Origin of the sequence: Gordonia sp. McavH-238-E (assembly GCF_022348225.1) — a bacterium.
GTDB lineage: Bacteria > Actinomycetota > Actinomycetes > Mycobacteriales > Mycobacteriaceae > Gordonia > Gordonia terrae.
The window spans coordinates 1-15,462 of sequence record NZ_JAKRFE010000004.1 but is presented as its reverse complement, the minus strand read 5'-3'; the positions used below and the strand labels follow the sequence as shown (position 1 = coordinate 15,462).

The 15,462-nt window shown below is 69.6% G+C and carries 17 protein-coding genes; 7 read left to right on the top strand and 10 right to left on the bottom strand.

Going from position 1 to position 15,462, the window contains the following annotated elements; translation table 11 throughout:
- Positions 1-11: 11 nt before the first annotated feature.
- Positions 12-908 carry a sulfurtransferase gene (locus tag MHN80_RS06425; protein ID WP_239400375.1) on the bottom strand — a complete coding sequence of 299 codons (897 nt, stop codon included), beginning with the start codon at positions 906-908 and terminating at the stop codon, positions 12-14.
- 151 nt (positions 909-1,059) lie between these two features.
- On the opposite strand from MHN80_RS06425, the gene MHN80_RS06420 reads away from it, so the two are divergent.
- On the top strand, positions 1,060-2,064 hold the full coding sequence (locus MHN80_RS06420; RefSeq protein ID WP_239400373.1) for a metalloprotease: 1,005 nt from the start codon (positions 1,060-1,062) through the stop codon (positions 2,062-2,064).
- Positions 2,065-2,184: 120 nt separating this feature from the next.
- Here the strand turns inward: MHN80_RS06420 and MHN80_RS06415 are convergent, their stop codons facing one another.
- From MHN80_RS06415 to MHN80_RS06405, 3 genes are read right to left on the bottom strand one after another with little or no spacing between them, the layout of a single operon-like run.
- Entirely contained in the window at positions 2,185-2,853 is a 669-nt protein-coding gene (locus MHN80_RS06415) for a nucleoside triphosphate pyrophosphatase (RefSeq protein WP_004572224.1), read from the bottom strand.
- A gap of 1 nt (position 2,854) precedes the next feature.
- The gene (locus tag MHN80_RS06410) at positions 2,855-3,073 is read right to left on the bottom strand and encodes an acyl-CoA carboxylase subunit epsilon (protein WP_004572225.1); all 219 of its coding nucleotides are present in this window, start codon (positions 3,071-3,073) and stop codon (positions 2,855-2,857) included.
- A gap of 32 nt (positions 3,074-3,105) precedes the next feature.
- The gene (locus MHN80_RS06405) at positions 3,106-4,734 is read right to left on the bottom strand and encodes an acyl-CoA carboxylase subunit beta (RefSeq protein WP_004572226.1); all 1,629 of its coding nucleotides are present in this window, start codon (positions 4,732-4,734) and stop codon (positions 3,106-3,108) included.
- Positions 4,735-4,892: 158 nt separating this feature from the next.
- Between MHN80_RS06405 and MHN80_RS06400 the strand changes: the two genes are divergently transcribed.
- On the top strand, positions 4,893-5,684 hold the full coding sequence (locus tag MHN80_RS06400; RefSeq protein ID WP_239400371.1) for a biotin--[acetyl-CoA-carboxylase] ligase: 792 nt from the start codon (positions 4,893-4,895) through the stop codon (positions 5,682-5,684).
- Positions 5,685-5,722: 38 nt separating this feature from the next.
- Here the strand turns inward: MHN80_RS06400 and MHN80_RS06395 are convergent, their stop codons facing one another.
- Positions 5,723-6,331 carry a hypothetical protein gene (locus MHN80_RS06395; RefSeq protein ID WP_239400369.1) on the bottom strand — a complete coding sequence of 203 codons (609 nt, stop codon included), beginning with the start codon at positions 6,329-6,331 and terminating at the stop codon, positions 5,723-5,725.
- A gap of 195 nt (positions 6,332-6,526) precedes the next feature.
- Between MHN80_RS06395 and MHN80_RS06390 the strand changes: the two genes are divergently transcribed.
- Genes MHN80_RS06390 through MHN80_RS06380 form a run of 3 tightly spaced genes read left to right on the top strand, consistent with a single transcriptional unit; the run spans position 6,527 to position 9,207 of the window.
- The gene (locus MHN80_RS06390) at positions 6,527-7,132 is read left to right on the top strand and encodes a PH domain-containing protein (RefSeq protein WP_239400367.1); all 606 of its coding nucleotides are present in this window, start codon (positions 6,527-6,529) and stop codon (positions 7,130-7,132) included.
- Positions 7,129-7,803, top strand: a complete 675-nt coding sequence (locus MHN80_RS06385; protein WP_004572230.1) for a response regulator transcription factor — start codon at positions 7,129-7,131, stop codon at positions 7,801-7,803. The genes MHN80_RS06390 and MHN80_RS06385 overlap by 4 nt, the downstream gene beginning before the upstream one ends.
- A 6-nt stretch (positions 7,804-7,809) precedes the next feature.
- Positions 7,810-9,207: a HAMP domain-containing sensor histidine kinase gene (locus tag MHN80_RS06380; RefSeq protein ID WP_239400365.1), complete on the top strand. Its 1,398-nt coding sequence runs from the start codon at positions 7,810-7,812 to the stop codon at positions 9,205-9,207.
- Here MHN80_RS06380 and MHN80_RS06375 read toward each other — a convergent pair.
- A complete protein-coding gene (locus MHN80_RS06375) occupies positions 9,179-9,739 on the bottom strand; it encodes a GtrA family protein (RefSeq protein ID WP_033205461.1) in 561 nt (186 codons plus the stop codon). The genes MHN80_RS06380 and MHN80_RS06375 overlap by 29 nt on opposite strands.
- A 79-nt stretch (positions 9,740-9,818) precedes the next feature.
- On the opposite strand from MHN80_RS06375, the gene MHN80_RS06370 reads away from it, so the two are divergent.
- Both MHN80_RS06370 and purE read left to right on the top strand, forming a co-directional pair.
- Positions 9,819-11,120: a 5-(carboxyamino)imidazole ribonucleotide synthase gene (locus MHN80_RS06370; protein WP_239400363.1), complete on the top strand. Its 1,302-nt coding sequence runs from the start codon at positions 9,819-9,821 to the stop codon at positions 11,118-11,120.
- Positions 11,117-11,629 carry a 5-(carboxyamino)imidazole ribonucleotide mutase gene (gene purE, locus MHN80_RS06365; protein ID WP_004572234.1) on the top strand — a complete coding sequence of 171 codons (513 nt, stop codon included), beginning with the start codon at positions 11,117-11,119 and terminating at the stop codon, positions 11,627-11,629. The genes MHN80_RS06370 and purE overlap by 4 nt, the downstream gene beginning before the upstream one ends.
- A gap of 14 nt (positions 11,630-11,643) precedes the next feature.
- Here the strand turns inward: purE and MHN80_RS06360 are convergent, their stop codons facing one another.
- The 4 genes from MHN80_RS06360 to MHN80_RS06345 all read right to left on the bottom strand — a co-directional run.
- Positions 11,644-12,486, bottom strand: a complete 843-nt coding sequence (locus MHN80_RS06360) for a dienelactone hydrolase family protein (protein WP_239400361.1) — start codon at positions 12,484-12,486, stop codon at positions 11,644-11,646.
- A gap of 4 nt (positions 12,487-12,490) precedes the next feature.
- Positions 12,491-12,865, bottom strand: a complete 375-nt coding sequence (locus MHN80_RS06355) for a nitroreductase family deazaflavin-dependent oxidoreductase (protein WP_239400359.1) — start codon at positions 12,863-12,865, stop codon at positions 12,491-12,493.
- Positions 12,866-12,904: 39 nt separating this feature from the next.
- Positions 12,905-13,624: a TIGR03089 family protein gene (locus MHN80_RS06350; RefSeq protein ID WP_239400357.1), complete on the bottom strand. Its 720-nt coding sequence runs from the start codon at positions 13,622-13,624 to the stop codon at positions 12,905-12,907.
- The coding region (locus tag MHN80_RS06345; protein ID WP_239400355.1) for an LCP family protein at positions 13,612-15,462 on the bottom strand (1,851 nt) is incomplete at its 5' end. The genes MHN80_RS06345 and MHN80_RS06350, both read right to left, overlap by 13 nt.

Genomic DNA, 15,462 nt, shown 5'->3' with positions numbered 1-15,462 from the left:
TGCGGTCGGGCTCACTCGCTGCCGGGTACGGCGCCCGGCTCGTCGCCGACGGCGATCGGAACCCGCACGGCATTGCCCCACTCGGTCCACGAGCCGTCGTAGTTGCGGACCGCGGAGTGACCGAGCAGGTGCGTGAGCACGAACCACGTGTGGCTCGACCGCTCGCCGATACGGCAATAGGCGATGGTGGGTGTCTGCGGATCGAGATCGGCGTAGATCTCGTCGAGCTCGGCGCGGCTGCGGAAACGGCCGTCGGGCGCCGCGGACTTCGCCCAGGGGATGGAGATGGCGGTGGGGATGTGCCCGCCGCGCAGCGCGCCCTCCTCCGGGTAATCCGGCATGTGGGTGCGCTCGCCCGTGTACTCCTGCGGCGAACGGACGTCGACCAGCGGCTCGGTGCCCAGGGCCTCCAGGACCTGCGGTGCGAACGCCCGGATCGCGGTGTCGTCGCGCTCGACGACCGGGTAGTCCGACCGGGGATAGTCGGGAACGTCGAAGGAGGTGTCGCGGTCCTCGGCCATCCAGGCGTCGCGTCCGCCGTCGAGCAACCGGACGTCCTCGTGACCGAACAGGGTGAACACCCACAGCGCGTAGGCAGCCCACCAGTTGCTCTTGTCGCCGTAGATCACGACGGTGTCGTCGCGCTCGATTCCCTTGCTGCGCATCAACTCCGCGAACTGCTCGCCGTTGATGTAATCGCGCGTGACCGGATCGTTGAGATGCAGGTGCCAGTCGATCTTCTGGGCCGTCGGGATGTGGCCGATGTCGTAGAGCAACACATCCTCGTCGGACTCGATGATCTTGAGTCCCTTGGCGCCGAGATGCGCCGAGAGCCACTGGGTCGTCACCAGCCGTTCGGGGTGGGCGTATTCGGCGAAGGCCGGATTCGGGTCGGTGTCAACGCTCACGGTGCTCTCCAGCTCGCTGTTCGGACGTTCCTCGTGGATCACGCGGACCATCTGCGGTCCCGCTGATAAAGGGTAGGGCATCGGCCGGAGCGTGCTTCGATCAGACGACAAACCGCAGGTGAAGCGGGGCATCGCCTGCTAGGTTCGCCGAATGATCGATCGACGTGGCCCCCTCGCGGTGCGGTGGGCGGTCTCCCTGGCCGCGGTGGCGGCGCTGACCGTCGGAAGCGGATGTTCGCTGATCCCGTCCGACGATTCGGGGCGGGTTCCGGGGTCGTCCGCGTCGACGAGCGCCACCCCGAGTCCGACGCCGTCACGCCCGCCGGGTTCCGCGGGTTCGGATTCCTCTCGGCCGTCCGACGCCGACCCGGCCCAGTGCCGCCCCGACGACTGTCCGAAGCTGCCGACGCCGACCGCGGAACTCATGACGAGCGGGGTGACCCCGGCCAACGTCGACACCGCGGTCCCCGAGTACCTCACGACGCTCCTCGACGACCTCGACCAGACGTGGGGCGGATGGTTCGACGAGCTCGGCTGGGGGGATCCCGCGCCAGGCCGGGTGCTCATCGGGTCGGGCACCTCGTTCACCACCGAATGCATTGTCGGTGACGAGGATTCGCGCCCCGTGCCGATTCCCTCCGACGAGGCGAACGCGTACTTCTGCGGCGCGGACACCGAGCCGAACGGGCAGGGCACCCCCACCGAGGGCAGCGTCGTACTGCCGGTCGAGACCTTCGCGGCCATCTGGGACGGCAACGTCTTCGGGGTCCCGTCGCCGATCGTCGGCGACTTCACCGCCGCGATCGTCGTCGCGCACGAATACGGCCACAACGTGGTGTTCCGGATGGCCGAGGCCTTCGACATCCCGGACCGCCGACTCCCGGCCGGCAAGAACAGCGAGCTCATCGCCGATTGCCTGGCCGCGAACTGGGGTGCCACCGCCTACCAGCGGGATGCGCTCGGCGCCAAGGAGATCCTGCAGGTCGCGAGCCTGCTGCCGATCATCGGCGACACCGGGGGCGCCTCCGGACACGGGTCGGCGCGCGAGCGCGCGGTGGCCCTGACGGTCGGCCTCACCGGCCCGCAGTTCAACCGCCAGGGACAGCCCGCGGACTGCATCAAGCGGTACTGGCCGGAGTTCTTCGAGGCGGAGTGATTTCGACAAGCTCAATCAGCGGTGGGGCGTGCTCAATCAGCGGTGGGGTGCGCTCGATCAGCGGTGGGGTGCGCTCGATCAGCGGTGGGGTGTGCTCGATCAGCGACGGGGTGCGCTCGCTCAGCGGTGCCAGAAGTCGGTCACCGACAGGCCGACGTCGCGCAGGAGGGTGCGGACCAACGGCAGCCCGATGCCGATGACCGACGACGGATCACCCTCGATGCGCTCGACCAGCCAGCCGCCGAGGCCGTCGAGGGTGAAGGCGCCCGCGACCTGCAACGGTTCGCCGCTGGCGACGTACCGGTGGATGACGTCGTCGTCGGCGTCGGCGAAGTGGATCGTGGTGGAACTCGTGCCGCCGGCGGTGGCGCGCCGGTCCAGCCGGATCAGGTGGTGTCCGGTCAGCAGGTCGGCGCTGCGACCGCGCATGTCCGACCACTGCGCGACAGCGCGCTCGGGCGTGTGCGGTTTACCGAGGAGCTGATCGCCCAGGTGGAGCATCGAGTCACAGCCGATGACGACGACAGGATCGCCGGAGCCGGCCAGTTCGGCGATCTCCGGGAGCGCCGCGACCGCCTCTGCCTTGGCGCGGGCCAGTTCGGCGACGACCACACCGGCCGGCGTGGAGCCGGGAAGCCGCGCGAGGAGCGCATGCTCGTCGACGTCCGACACGCGAACGACAGGTTCGACGCCGGCCGCCCGCAGGATGCGGAGCCGGGCCGGCGAGGCCGAGCCGAGCACGAAGATCGGGCCGGTGGGACCCGGCCCGATCTCGGATGAGCGTGTCACCTCAGTAGCGGAGGTTGGTGAAGCTCCCGGGACCGCCCCACTGCGGGCGCAACCGGTCGATGGGCCGGCCCCAGTCGTTGCGCGTCGCGGGCTCGGAGTCGCCGCCGCCCGACCCGGCCCCGGCGAGGACGGTCACCAGCACGGCGAGGTCCTCGTCGGTCGGCTGGCCGCCGACGACGGTCAGGAACGGACGCTCGGACTTCGTCGACTCTTCGCTCACGGAATTCTCGCTCTCGGGACGACCGGCTGATGTCACAGGGGGATGTTGCCGTGCTTCTTCGGCGGCAGATTGACCATCTTGCGCTCGAGCAGCTTGAGCGCGGTGGCGATCTGTCCTCGGGTGTGGCTCGGCGGGATGACCGCGTCGACGTATCCGCGTGCAGCCGCCACGTACGGGTTGACGAGGGTGTCCTCGTACTCCTCCTGCAGCTGCAGGCGCAGGGCGTCGACGTCCTCGCCCTTGGCGGCGGCGTCCTTGAGCTGACTGCGGTAGACGAACCCGACCGCGCCCGAGGCGCCCATGACCGCGATCTGGGCGGTCGGCCACGCCAGGTTCACGTCGGCACCCATGTGCTTGGAACCCATGACGTCGTAGGCGCCGCCGTAAGCCTTGCGGGTGATGACGGTGATCTTGCCGACCGTGGCCTCGCCGTAGGCGTAGAGCAGCTTGGCGCCGCGGCGGATGATGCCGCGATACTCCTGGTCGGTGCCGGGCAGGAAGCCGGGGACGTCGACCAGGGTGACGATCGGGATGTTGAAAGCGTCGCAGGTGCGGACGAAGCGCGCGGCCTTCTCCGAGGCGTCGATGTCGAGGCAACCCGCGAACTGGGTGGGCTGATTGGCGACGATGCCGACGCTACGGCCGTCGACGCGTCCGTAGCCGATGATGATGTTGGTCGCGTATTCGGCCTGGACCTCGAGGAACTCGTCGTCGTCGAGGATGCGGCGGATCACCTCGTGCATGTCGTACGGCTGATTCGGCGAATCCGGGATCAGCGTGTCGAGTTCGAGGTCCTCCTCGGTGAGGGTGTCCTCGATCGAACCGGCGGCCGGCTGCGCGACCGGCAGGCGCGGTGCGTCCGCCCGGTTGTTGCTCGGCAGGTAGCCGAGCAGCTCCTTGACGTACTCGAGGGCGTCCTCCTCGTCGGAGGCGACATAGTGGGCGGTGCCCGACTTCGACATGTGCGTGTGCGCACCGCCGAGCTCCTCCATCGTCACCTCTTCGCCGGTGACCGTCTTGATGACGTCGGGGCCGGTGATGAACATCTGGCTGGTCTGGTCGACCATCACCACGAAGTCGGTGAGCGCGGGGGAGTAGACGTGACCGCCGGCCGCGGCGCCCATGATCAGCGAGATCTGCGGGATGACGCCGGAGGCGCGCACGTTGCGGTGGAAGATCTCCCCATACAGACCGAGCGAGACCACGCCCTCCTGGATACGGGCGCCGGCGCCGTCGTTGATGCCGATCAGCGGACGGCCGGTCTTGATCGCGAGATCCATGACCTTGACGATCTTCTCGCCGTAGACCTCGCCGAGGCTGCCGCCGAAGACGGTGGAGTCCTGCGAGAAGACGCAGACCTCACGGCCGTCGATGGTGCCGTAACCCGAGACGACGCCGTCGCCGAGCGGACGGCGCTCGGCGAGTCCGAAGTTGGTGCTGCGGTGCCGGGCGAGGGCGTCGAGTTCGACGAACGACCCCTCGTCGAGCAGGTGCGTGATGCGCTCCCGCGCGGTCAGCTTGCCCTTGGCGTGGGTCTTCTCGACGGCGGCCTCACCCACCGGGTGCTTCGTCTCGTCGAGACGATTACGCAGATCGGCGAGCTTTCCCGCCGTGGTGTGGATGTCGGGAGCGGCGGCGTCGTCGCGAGAAGCAGTGGTCATGACTGACGATGCTAACTACCCGGGTGTGAGCCACGTCAACCGGATCAACGTGAGATATCCCTCAGGTTTCCGAGCGATCGGTCGGTGGGATGGGCGCACCTCGTCGAAACAGGCGGTACCCGACCGTCCCACCGCGGCGGACAGTAGGTTCGTTGTCCATGAGCCTCGACGCCGATCTGCTCCGTACCCGACTCGCCGACACCCGGTGGCACCGGATCGAGGTGGTCGAGGCGACCGGCTCCACCAACGCCGACCTCGTGTCCCGTGCCGCCGCCGAAGCCGTCGCGGGAACCGTCCGCATCACCACCGACCAGACCGCGGGACGCGGTCGCCACGCCCGCACGTGGACGGCGCCCGCCGGCACACAGCTGGCCATGTCGGCCGCGATCGACGTCGCCGACCACACCGAGGACCTGGGCTGGCTCTCGCTGCTGGCCGGCCTCGCCGCGGTCCAGGGCGTCGACGACGCGATGGGTGTGCGCCCGACGCTCAAATGGCCGAACGATGTGCTGATCGACGGCAAGAAGGTCGCGGGGATCCTCTCGGAGTACACCCGCTCCGAGCACGGCCCGACCGGGCCGGGAGGAGTGGCGGTGATCGGCACCGGACTCAACACCACGATGGCGGCGGACCAGCTGCCGGTCCCGACCGCGACCTCGCTCGGTCTCGCGACCGGCCGCGACGTGCCGCTGACCGACCTGGCCGCGTCGTACCTACGGGCGCTCTCGGACCTGCTCGACCTCTGGCCGCACGACCTGGACGGGCTGGCGGCGCGATACCGCGACAGCAGCGACACCATCGGCCGCCGCGTTCGTCTGGTCCTACCCGGCGATCGCGAGGTCGTCGGCACCGCGACCGGGGTCGACCATTCCGGCCGGATCGTCGTCGACGCCGATGGTCAGCAGGTGGTGGCCGCGGCGGGCGACGTGACCCATCTGCGGCCGGAGTGACTTCGACTCGGCTCGGCCAGCGGGGGCGGCCGGAATGACTAGCGCTGCAGGCTCTTGCCGGCCATGGCCGGGATGATCGTCAGGGAGGGCAGGCCGATCACGAGGTGCACGATCGCGGTCTCGATGCCCACCGAGATCTGGTTGTAGGTCAGGATCGGGATGAGCACGGCCGCCACGAGCAGCAGGCCGACGATCCAGCGGTAGAACTGGTCGGGCGATGGGGTGACCATGTGCAGGACGTACCAGAGGGCGCCGGCGGCGAGGGCGCACAGGAAACCGACGACCCCGAACCAGAGCTCGCTGGCGGCGACCGGGTTCCACACGCCGAGCTTGCCCGATTCGTTCACCTTCTCGACGAACGCGGAGATGATCCAGGCCACCAGCCAGGCGGCCAGGCCGGTGACCACACCGGTCATCACCACACCGCCGGCGAACGTGACGGGATTGATGTCCGGGCCGCGACGTGGTTTCGGCGGCCGGCCCTGCTCAAAGCCGCCCTGGGGATAACCGCCCTGGCCGGCGTACGGATCTGCCGCGTAGGGATCTCGCGCATACGGGTCGTTCTGGCTGCTGTACGCGCGTGACTCAGGGGTGTAGCCGGACTCGTAGCGCGCGGTCCGCGGGTCACGGGGATCCTGGTAGCTCATGGCGTTCTCCTCGCCGACCGGTCGCGAAGCCGATGGTCGGATCTGGTGTCGGGGCCCTGACATGCTCACTGCTCTCCGACAGCGGTGGCCTGTGGTTGGCAGTCTACTCAGGCCGTCCCGCGATCCGGCGGTGTCCGAGCGGCGCGTTCACGCGGGTTGGCCCCGGTCGGGCCGGTGCCGTTTATGCTGGGCCGCATGGCCTATCCGCGGGAGAACCTGGCACCGGGAGAGCGTGTCGTCCTCCATCGACATCCGCACTGGAAGTGCCTGCTGGGTCCGTTCCTGCTGTTCGCGATCGTGACGGCGGCCGCGGGCGTGTTGGTCGGGGTCATCACCGCATCGTCGCTGCGGTCCACACCGCAGACCGTTCTGCTCCTCGTGGTCGCGGTGGTATGGGCTGCGAGCTTCTGCTGGTACTTCATTCGCCCGCTCTTGGCATGGAAGACAACACATTTCGTGCTCACCGATCGGCGGGTGATGTTCCGCAACGGGATCATCACCCGGTCGGGCATCGACATCCCGATCCGCCGGATCAACACGGTCGAGTTCCGGCACGGCCTCGTCGACCGCATGCTGCGCACCGGCACGCTGGTCATCGAATCGGCGTCGGACGAGCCGCTGTCCTTCGACGACATCCCGCAGGTGGAGCGGGTACATGCGCTGCTGTACCACGAGGTACTCGACGTCCACGACGACGAGGATCATCCGTTGGAAGGGCGCCGGCGCGACTCCTATGACCAGCCTGCCGCGGGTATCGGTCACCACGGGGACCACTCCGACCGCGCGGCCCGAGACCGATGACCACCGTGCTGCTCGCCGAGGACGACGCCGCGATCGCCGAACCGCTCGCGCGGGCGCTGTCGCGCGAGGGGTACGGCTGTGAGGTCGTCTCGACCGGCGCCGACGCCCTGGAGAAGGCACTCGACACCCGCTATGAGTTGCTCATCCTCGATCTCGGGTTGCCGGTGCTGGACGGCTTGGAGGTGTGCCGGCGCGTGCGGGCCCAGCGGCCGGCGCTCGCGGTGCTGATGCTGACCGCGCGCACCGACGAGGTCGACTTCGTGGTCGGACTCGACGCCGGCGCCGACGACTACGTCGGCAAACCGTTCCGCCTGGCCGAACTGCTGGCCCGGGTACGTGCGCTGCTGCGGCGGCGCCAGCCCGGCGACGTCGTGCTCGAGGGCGGTGCCCTGCGCCTCGACGCCCGTGCGCGCCGGGTCCTGGTCAACGGCCACGACCTCACCCTGGCGAACCGTGAGTTCGACCTCCTGCGTTTCCTCATGGAACGCGCCGGTGAGGTGGTGACCCGCGAGGAGATCCTCACCGAGGTGTGGGGTTCGGCCGACCTGCGGTCGTCGAAGACCCTCGACATGCACATCTCCTGGCTGCGCCGGAAGATCGGCGACGATCGCCACGACCGTCCCCGCCACATCGTGACCGTGCGCGGGGTCGGTTTCCGGTTCGACCCGTAGACGCGCATGCGACGTCGCCTGCTCACGACCATGATCGCCGTCCTGCTGGCGGTCGGTGGGCTGCTGGGCATCCCGCTGAGCGTCGTCGCGTGGTGGTGGGTGGCCGACAACGCGCATCAGGACCTCGACAACCGGCTCAAGGTCATCGCCGATCAACTGATCCGGCAGGAGGGGGCCGACGGCCGGATCCCGCCGGAGTCCCTCGATCGCGAGGCCTTCCAGCTGCTCTTGCCGCCGAACGGCCGCCTGACCGTCACCTTCCCCGATATGTCGGGGACCCCGCAGCGCACGGTCGTGGGTGCCGAGATCGGCGGTTCCCGACTCTCGGAATCGATCGCGCTGGGTGCGGCGGGAACGCTGACCCTGTCGATCCCGCTGGACGAGGTGCGCAACGACCAGTTCACCGCGGCCTCGATCGTCGCCGTCATCGTCGTCGCGTCCGTGATCGGCGGCACGCTGGTCGCGGCGGTCACCGCGGGGCGGATCGTCGATCCGCTCACCGATCTCGCGAACCGCGCGGCGACCATGGGCCGGGGAGATTTCCGAACCCAGTGGAAGATGTACGGGATCACCGAACTCGACCGGGTGTCGCGCGCGCTGGCCGACGCGAACACCGAGCTCGCCCTGCGCCTCGAGCGCGAGCGGGAGGTCGCCGGGGACGCGTCGCACCAGCTGCGCAGCCGGCTCACCGCCATCCAGCTGCGTCTGGAGGAACTGACCCTCCACGACGACCCCGCGGTGATCACCGAGGCCGAAGCCGCGCTCGACCAGGTGGAACGGCTGTCCACCGAACTCGACGAGCTGGTCGAGGCGTCACGCGCCGACGAGCCCGCCCCGGAGTTCGTCGACATGTCCGAGATGCTGACGACCCTGGTCGGGGACTTCCGGCACGCCTTCGAGGCACGGGGCCGGGAGCTGGTCGTGACCTTCGACGGGGTGCCGCATGCACTGACCTCGAATCCGGGCCGGCTGCGCGAGGCGGTCAGCGTGCTCGTCGACAATGCGCTGCAGCACGGCCGCGGGACATGCCGGATCCATGTGGGGACCCTGCCCGCGGGCGATCTGGTGCGCATCACCGTCGCGGATGAGGGCGACGGGGTGGCCGACGAGATCGCCGTCCACATCTTCCGACGGGGATTCTCGGCCGGACACCGACCCGGTGCCGGCCGGAGCGGGGTCGGGCTGTCCCTGGCCCGGGCCCTCATCGAATCCGACGGGGGACGGCTCGAACTCACCGTCCGTCGGCCACCGGTGTTCGCGATCGTCGTGCCCGCCCGGCTGGTCACCGGACGCGAGCACGTCGGGACCGACCGCGGTGATTCCGAACTCGCCGAGGACATCGACGAGAAGACCGGCCGGGCCGCGGAACCACGCGTCAGGCGTGACCGAGTTCCTCATCGTTGAGCTCGGCGAGGGAGGGATGCAGATCGGTCGATCCGGCGTCGCCACCCCGCAGCTGCTCCTCGGGGAAGGCGAACTTCCGCAGCGCCCAGAACCGGAACGCCATCTGCAGGAGGTTGCCGATGATGAAGCCGAGCACGAAGTCGACGACCACGACCTCCGACACGGTGAGGTTCGAGCGCATGTCGAAGACGTTGTTGGCGACGAACAGCGGGGCGGCCTGCAGGATCACGCCGACGCCGCTGATGGCGAAGAACAGCATGGCCTCGTGGTGACGCTCGCGTCCGCCACGGTTCTTGAAGGCCCACTCGCGGTTGAGGATGTAACTGAGGATCGTGGCCAGGACCCCGGAGATGACCTTGGCGATGACCGGTTTCTGTTCGAGCACGGTGAGGCTCAGGCTGTAGAAGATCGCCATGTCGAAGACGAACGTGGTACCGCCGACCATCGCGAACTTGATCAGTTCGTGGTGCCGCATGACGAGCCGACGGACCGGCGCGGGAAGGCGGGCGATCATCTCGTCGATCAATGGCACAAGATCCGAGTGTACGAAACGACAACCGCCGGGCGCTTCCTGGGCGGGGGCGTGCGAATGACGCCGCGCCCATGCCACGATGGTTCGCGTGAATTCACGCGAGCAGGCCGACGGCGCCGTGTCCCCGTCGTCCCAGGTGCCGCCGGTGCCGGACGCCGAACGTACGAACGGCCGGTCGTCGGGGATGCCGACAGTCACCATGATCGGCGGTGGCCAGCTCGCACGGATGACCCACCAGGCGGCCATCGCCCTGGGCCAGTGCCTCCGGGTGCTCGCCGCCTCGGAGTCGGATCCGGCGGCCCAGGTCAGCGCCGACATCGTTCTGGGGTCGCACGACGAACTCGATGATCTGCGCCGGGCCGCGGCCGGGTCCGTCGCCCTGACCTTCGACCACGAGGGCGTCCCCCTGGCGCATCTACGCGCGCTCGAGGCCGAGGGCGTGGCCGTGCTCCCGCCGTCGAAGGCACTGCACTTCGCGCAGGACAAGCTGGCGATGCGTGTCCGGCTGGCCGAACTCGGCCTGCCCGTGCCCGACTTCGCCGACCTGTCCGGCGATCGCGCCGCCGCCCGCGCGCGTCTGGTCGAGTTCGGCGAGGCCAACGACTGGGCCATCGTCGTGAAGGCAGTGCGCGGCGGTTACGACGGCCGCGGCGTCTGGCTCGTCGACGGCGCGCAGGACGCACTCGCCGTCTTCGACGACTACCCGGACGACGCGCCGGCGCTGCTCGCCGAACAGAAGGTGCCGATGCGGCGCGAGCTGTCGGCGATGATCGCGCGGTCCCCGTTCGGGCAGGGCGGGGCGTGGCCGGTGGTCGAGACCATCCAGCGCAACGGCCAGTGCGCCGTCGTCCTGGCGCCGGCGCCCGGGCTCGACGGCGAGGTGGCCGCGCGCGCCCAGCAGATGGCGCTGCGACTGGCCGACGAGCTCGGCGTGGTCGGTGTGATGGCGATGGAGCTCTTCGAGACCGTCGACGGCGAACTGGTCGTCAACGAGCTGGCGATGCGGCCGCACAACAGCGGGCACTGGACGATGGACGGGGCGGTGACCTCGCAGTTCGAGCAGCATCTCCGCGCCGTCCTCGACTATCCGCTCGGCAGCACCGCACCGAGCGCTCCGCTGACGGTGATGGCCAACATCCTCGGTGCCCAGGAGGCGCCGGCGATGTCGATGGACGAGCGGATGCACCATCTGATGGCCCGGATGCCCGAGGCCAAGGTGCACCTCTACGGCAAGGGTGAGCGACCCGACCGGAAGATCGGGCACGTGAACATCGTGGGGCGCGAAGGGGATTCGCCCGAGTCGGTACGCGAGCGTGCCGAACGGGCGGCCCAATGGATGTCGCAGGCGACGTGGACCGACGGATGGGATGAACATTCATGAGTGAGACACACGGCCCGCGGGTCGGCCTGATCATGGGCAGCGACTCGGACTGGCCGACGATGAAGGCCGCGGCCGAGGCGCTCGCCGAGTTCGACGTGCCGTTCCAGGTCGGGGTCGTCTCGGCGCACCGCACCCCGCAGCGCATGCTCGACTATGCGGCCGGTGCCGCCGGTCACGGCATCGAGGTGATCATCGCGGGAGCCGGTGGCGCCGCACACCTTCCGGGCATGGTCGCCTCCGCGACCCCGTTGCCCGTGATCGGCGTGCCCGTCCCGCTCCGACACCTCGACGGACTCGATTCGCTGCTGTCGATCGTGCAGATGCCCGCCGGTGTCCCGGTGGCGACCGTCTCGGTCGGCGGGGCCCGCAATGCCGGTCTGCTCGCGGTGCGGATACTGGCGTCGTCGGACGCCGGCCTCCGGGAACGCATGGTCGAATTCCAGAAGGGTCTCGAGCAGATGGTGCTCGACAAGGACGCCGCGTTGCAGCAGGAGCTGTTGGGCGAGTAAGTCTCTCGTCTCGGTCAGGCCGGTGGTCTTGTCGCAGCCTGTAGTCCGAGCTTCTCCGTGAAGAAGTCGATGACCCGGTCGTAGGCCTCGCGGGTGGGCTGTCCCGGTTCGTCGATCAGGTCCTCGGTCAGCACCGAATGTGGCTGTGGCAGCATCGAATCCGGGTTCGCGGACTCGTCGGGTAGTTCGACGCCGATGAAGGCGTCGCCGAGAAGCTCACGAAGGTGGGCGAATCGGGCCTCCGGCACGAGCCGGTCCCCGCGGAACCGCAGACCCATGACCTCCAGGCCCCGCGCGCACCGGGCTTGCACCAGAGCCAGATCCGACTCACTCACGTCGATGGCACGGGCCCGTCCCGGCAACACCGCGAACGGCAGCGAGGGTTGGGACAGGACCGGGGCGAGCATGCGATCGTCGGTGGCCATCGCCAGAGCGAACCCGCCGGTGAAACACATCCCGACCGCGCCGACGCCGGGGCCGCCGCACCGGTCGTGCTCACGGGCGGCCAGCGCGCGCAACCAGGACGCGACCGGGGAGGTCTTCCCGGTCGCCAGGATCGTGAACTCACGGGTGATGCAGGCCCGGGCGATGGTGCCGAGCATGTTCGTCGCCGAACCGACGGCACCGAGGTTCTCCGGACGCGGGTCCCGGCCGTCGACACCGAACAGCGATGGGAGGACGGCTGTGGCACCGGCGCCGGCGATCCGGCGCGCCACGTTCGCCACCTTGGGGCTGATCCCCGGCATCTCGGCGATGACGATGACCGCCGGGCCGCTGCCGAGCCGGTGGACTCGGCGGGTGGTCCCGCACAGGGTCACGTCCTCGGTGTCGAAGTCCGTGAGCGCATCGTCGGCCATCCGATCACGCCCGGTGCAGGGTGCCGAGGAGCGCGGACTCGAACAGTCGCGCCGGGATGCGCGCCCCACGCGCGATGTCGGGCGAGTCCGACGGCACCACCCGTGGGCCGGTCACCCGGTAGTGCCGGTTCTTCCGGATGAGTCCGAAGCTGCCCGCGGCCTGCACGTTGCGGACCCAGTCGGTGTGCCGCCCATAGGTGAGGATGATCGTGAGCCGGTCGCCGTCGACCCACGCGAGCACCGGGATGGAGTAGTGCTTGCCGGATTTGCGGCCGCCGTGTTCGACCATCGCGTAGGGGGCCAGCCGGGGCGCCCACTGTCGCTGGATGGGGTTCGTCACTCGCTTGTTGAGGCGGGCCACCGCGCGGGGGATTCGCATGTCCCCACTGTGCCCGATCGGCGGCGTGCCCGCCGGAATTCAGGACAGGACCAGCGTGGCCTTCTCCATCTCGGCGATCGCCGAGACCCGTTCCGGCGAGGCCCCCGTGACGTGAACGAGGCTGCCGCCCACCAGCAATGGTGTCAGGAGATGCGCGATCACCAGATCGCCCGTATGCCACGGCCGGGTGGACACCACGCGCGAGCCCGGTCCGATGCCGTCGCGTTCCGCGACGGCCCGAGCGTCGTCGAGCGCCTCGCCGATCAAGGCGCCCTCGACGGTGGCCGAGGCCGGATGGCGGGACGAGTACTGATCGCCGTGGACGCGGACGACGCTGCCGTAGTCGCCGACACCGGGCGGCAGGTCGCGCAGCGGCAACGCGAACGGATCGAGCGAGGCGACCACGACCTCGTCCGCGTCCGGGTGATCGTCGAGACGGTCACGGCTGGTGAACAGGACCTCCGCGCCGTCGTGGGAGTCGAGACGCACCTCGGCGCCCGCCCAGAGCGCGCCCAGCAGGATCCCCGCTGTCTGCCAGTGTTCCGGGAGGTCGACGGCGACGACACCGCCCGCCATGATCCCGATCTCGTCGACCAGGTAGTTCGCCGTCTTCGCCGCCCAGTTGCCCAGCGTGGCGCCGGACAGTTCGGTGCGCTCCCCGGTCGAGTCGTCGTAGTAGGTCAGCAGTGGCCGCGAATGGTCGGCGACCGCGGCGAAGACGGCGTCGGTGATGGTGTTCGGGTTGTTCAGTTGACGCACATCGGCCCCTCGTTGCCCGCGGTGATGGGCGGGCGCTTGTTGCCGACGCGCTCGCTCGCCGGTGTGTTGTCGGTCTGGTCGCCGGTGTCGCTGATGGAGCCGGGACCGGCGTAGGTGTTGGTCAGCACGACCTTGAGCTGGTCGTCGCCCAGGGCGGGATCCGCCACGACCCGGGCGCCGCCCAGATCTTTCGCGAGGAGGCGTGCGGCGTCGCTCTCGTCTTTGGCGTACACGATCGAGTCCTTCGTGTCGGCCTTGCCGCTCGAGGTCGCCCCGACCCGGAAACCCTTGTTGGTCAGGATGTTCGCCACATTCGACGCGAGGCCGTCGATGGTGCCTGCGTTGACCACGTCGACCGTGTAGTCGCCGCGCTGGATGCCCTGCGACTCCTTCGGTGCCAGCAGGTCGCCGGTGAAGGCCTGCACCTCCCGCGGGTCCACCTCGACCACGCTCTGCTGTCCGTCCTCACTCCAGCCCTGCTCGGTCACGATCGGGATGGTCGCGAACTTCACCCGGCCGCCGCTGAGATCCTTGAGCTGCTCGGCGAATCGGATGATGTCCCAGTCGTCGTCGATGACCACCGAGCGCGAGACCGCGTTCTGCAGCTCCGACAACTTGCCCGGGTCGGTCAGTGTGTTCGCGGAGATGATCTTCTGCGTGAGCGACGCCATGAACGCCTGCTGTCGCGTGATGCGGTCCAGATCGCCTCGGGGGAGCCCGTGACGCTGGCGTACGAAGCTCAGGGCCTTCGGGCCGTCGAGGGTTTGACGACCGGCGCGGAACCGCGCGCCGGTGAAGGGATCGCGGACCGCCTGGTTCAGGCAGACGTCGATGCCGCCGGCGGCGTTCGTCAGCAGCACGAAGCCCAGCAGGCCGACCTCCGCATAATGGTCCACCTGCACGCCGGTCAGATTGGCGACCGTGTCCACCAACGCTTTCCGGCCCGCGAGCGTGCCCTCGGACTCGGCCTCACCCTCGGACTTGCCCTCGCCGACCGCCCGCGCCCGGACGCTCTCGCGAGTCGTGCCGTAGGCGGCGTTGATCTTGCTCATGCCGATTCCGGGTACGTCGACGTAGGAGTCGCGGGGGATCGAGATCGCTGTCGCCGACGAGCCGTCGTCGGGGATGCGGATGAGCAGGATGGTGTCGGTGTTGGTCGCGACCTCGTCCCCGGAGCGCAGGAGCTTGAGCTCCTCCGGGGAGAGTGGGTTGCCCTTGGCGTCGGTTCGCGAGTCGGTGCCCACCAGGAGGATGTCGACGGCCCCGTCGGCGGCGCCGCCGAGGTCGAGTCCGCCGAGTTGAGTGATCCGGGTCTGCAGGTCCGACATGGTGTTCCAGGCGTAGCCGGTGCACAACAGGACCGCGACCGATGCGACGGCGATGAGCGCGCGACCCCACCCGGCGCCGGCAGCCCAGCCGCCGGTTCGGGGTCGGCGGCCCGGCGGGGTGGTCGGCGGGGTGGTCGCTGCTGCCGACTTGGCCGAGGTCGCTGCCTTCGCCGGCGTCGTCTTTGTGGCGGATGTCGCTGCCTTGGGCGATGTCGCCGGCTTGTCCCGCGTGCGGCGGCGGCCGGCCCTCGGTTCGGCCGCCTCCGTACGGGGTGTCTGTTCACGCTTCTTCTTCGCACCCGGAGCCGGGCGCGTGTGGATCTCGCCGGAGGTCCGTCGGACGGGCCGCGGCTCACCGGGACGACGCGGTCGGTTCGGTCCGGGTTCCACCGACTCGGGTGCCGCCCGGCGGTCGCCGGACGTCCGGCGACCGGTGGTTCGCGGATCGGCGGCAGCCCGGCGCCGCGGGTCGCGGGGGTCGGCGGCGCGACGCCGCGGGTCCGGCGGTGG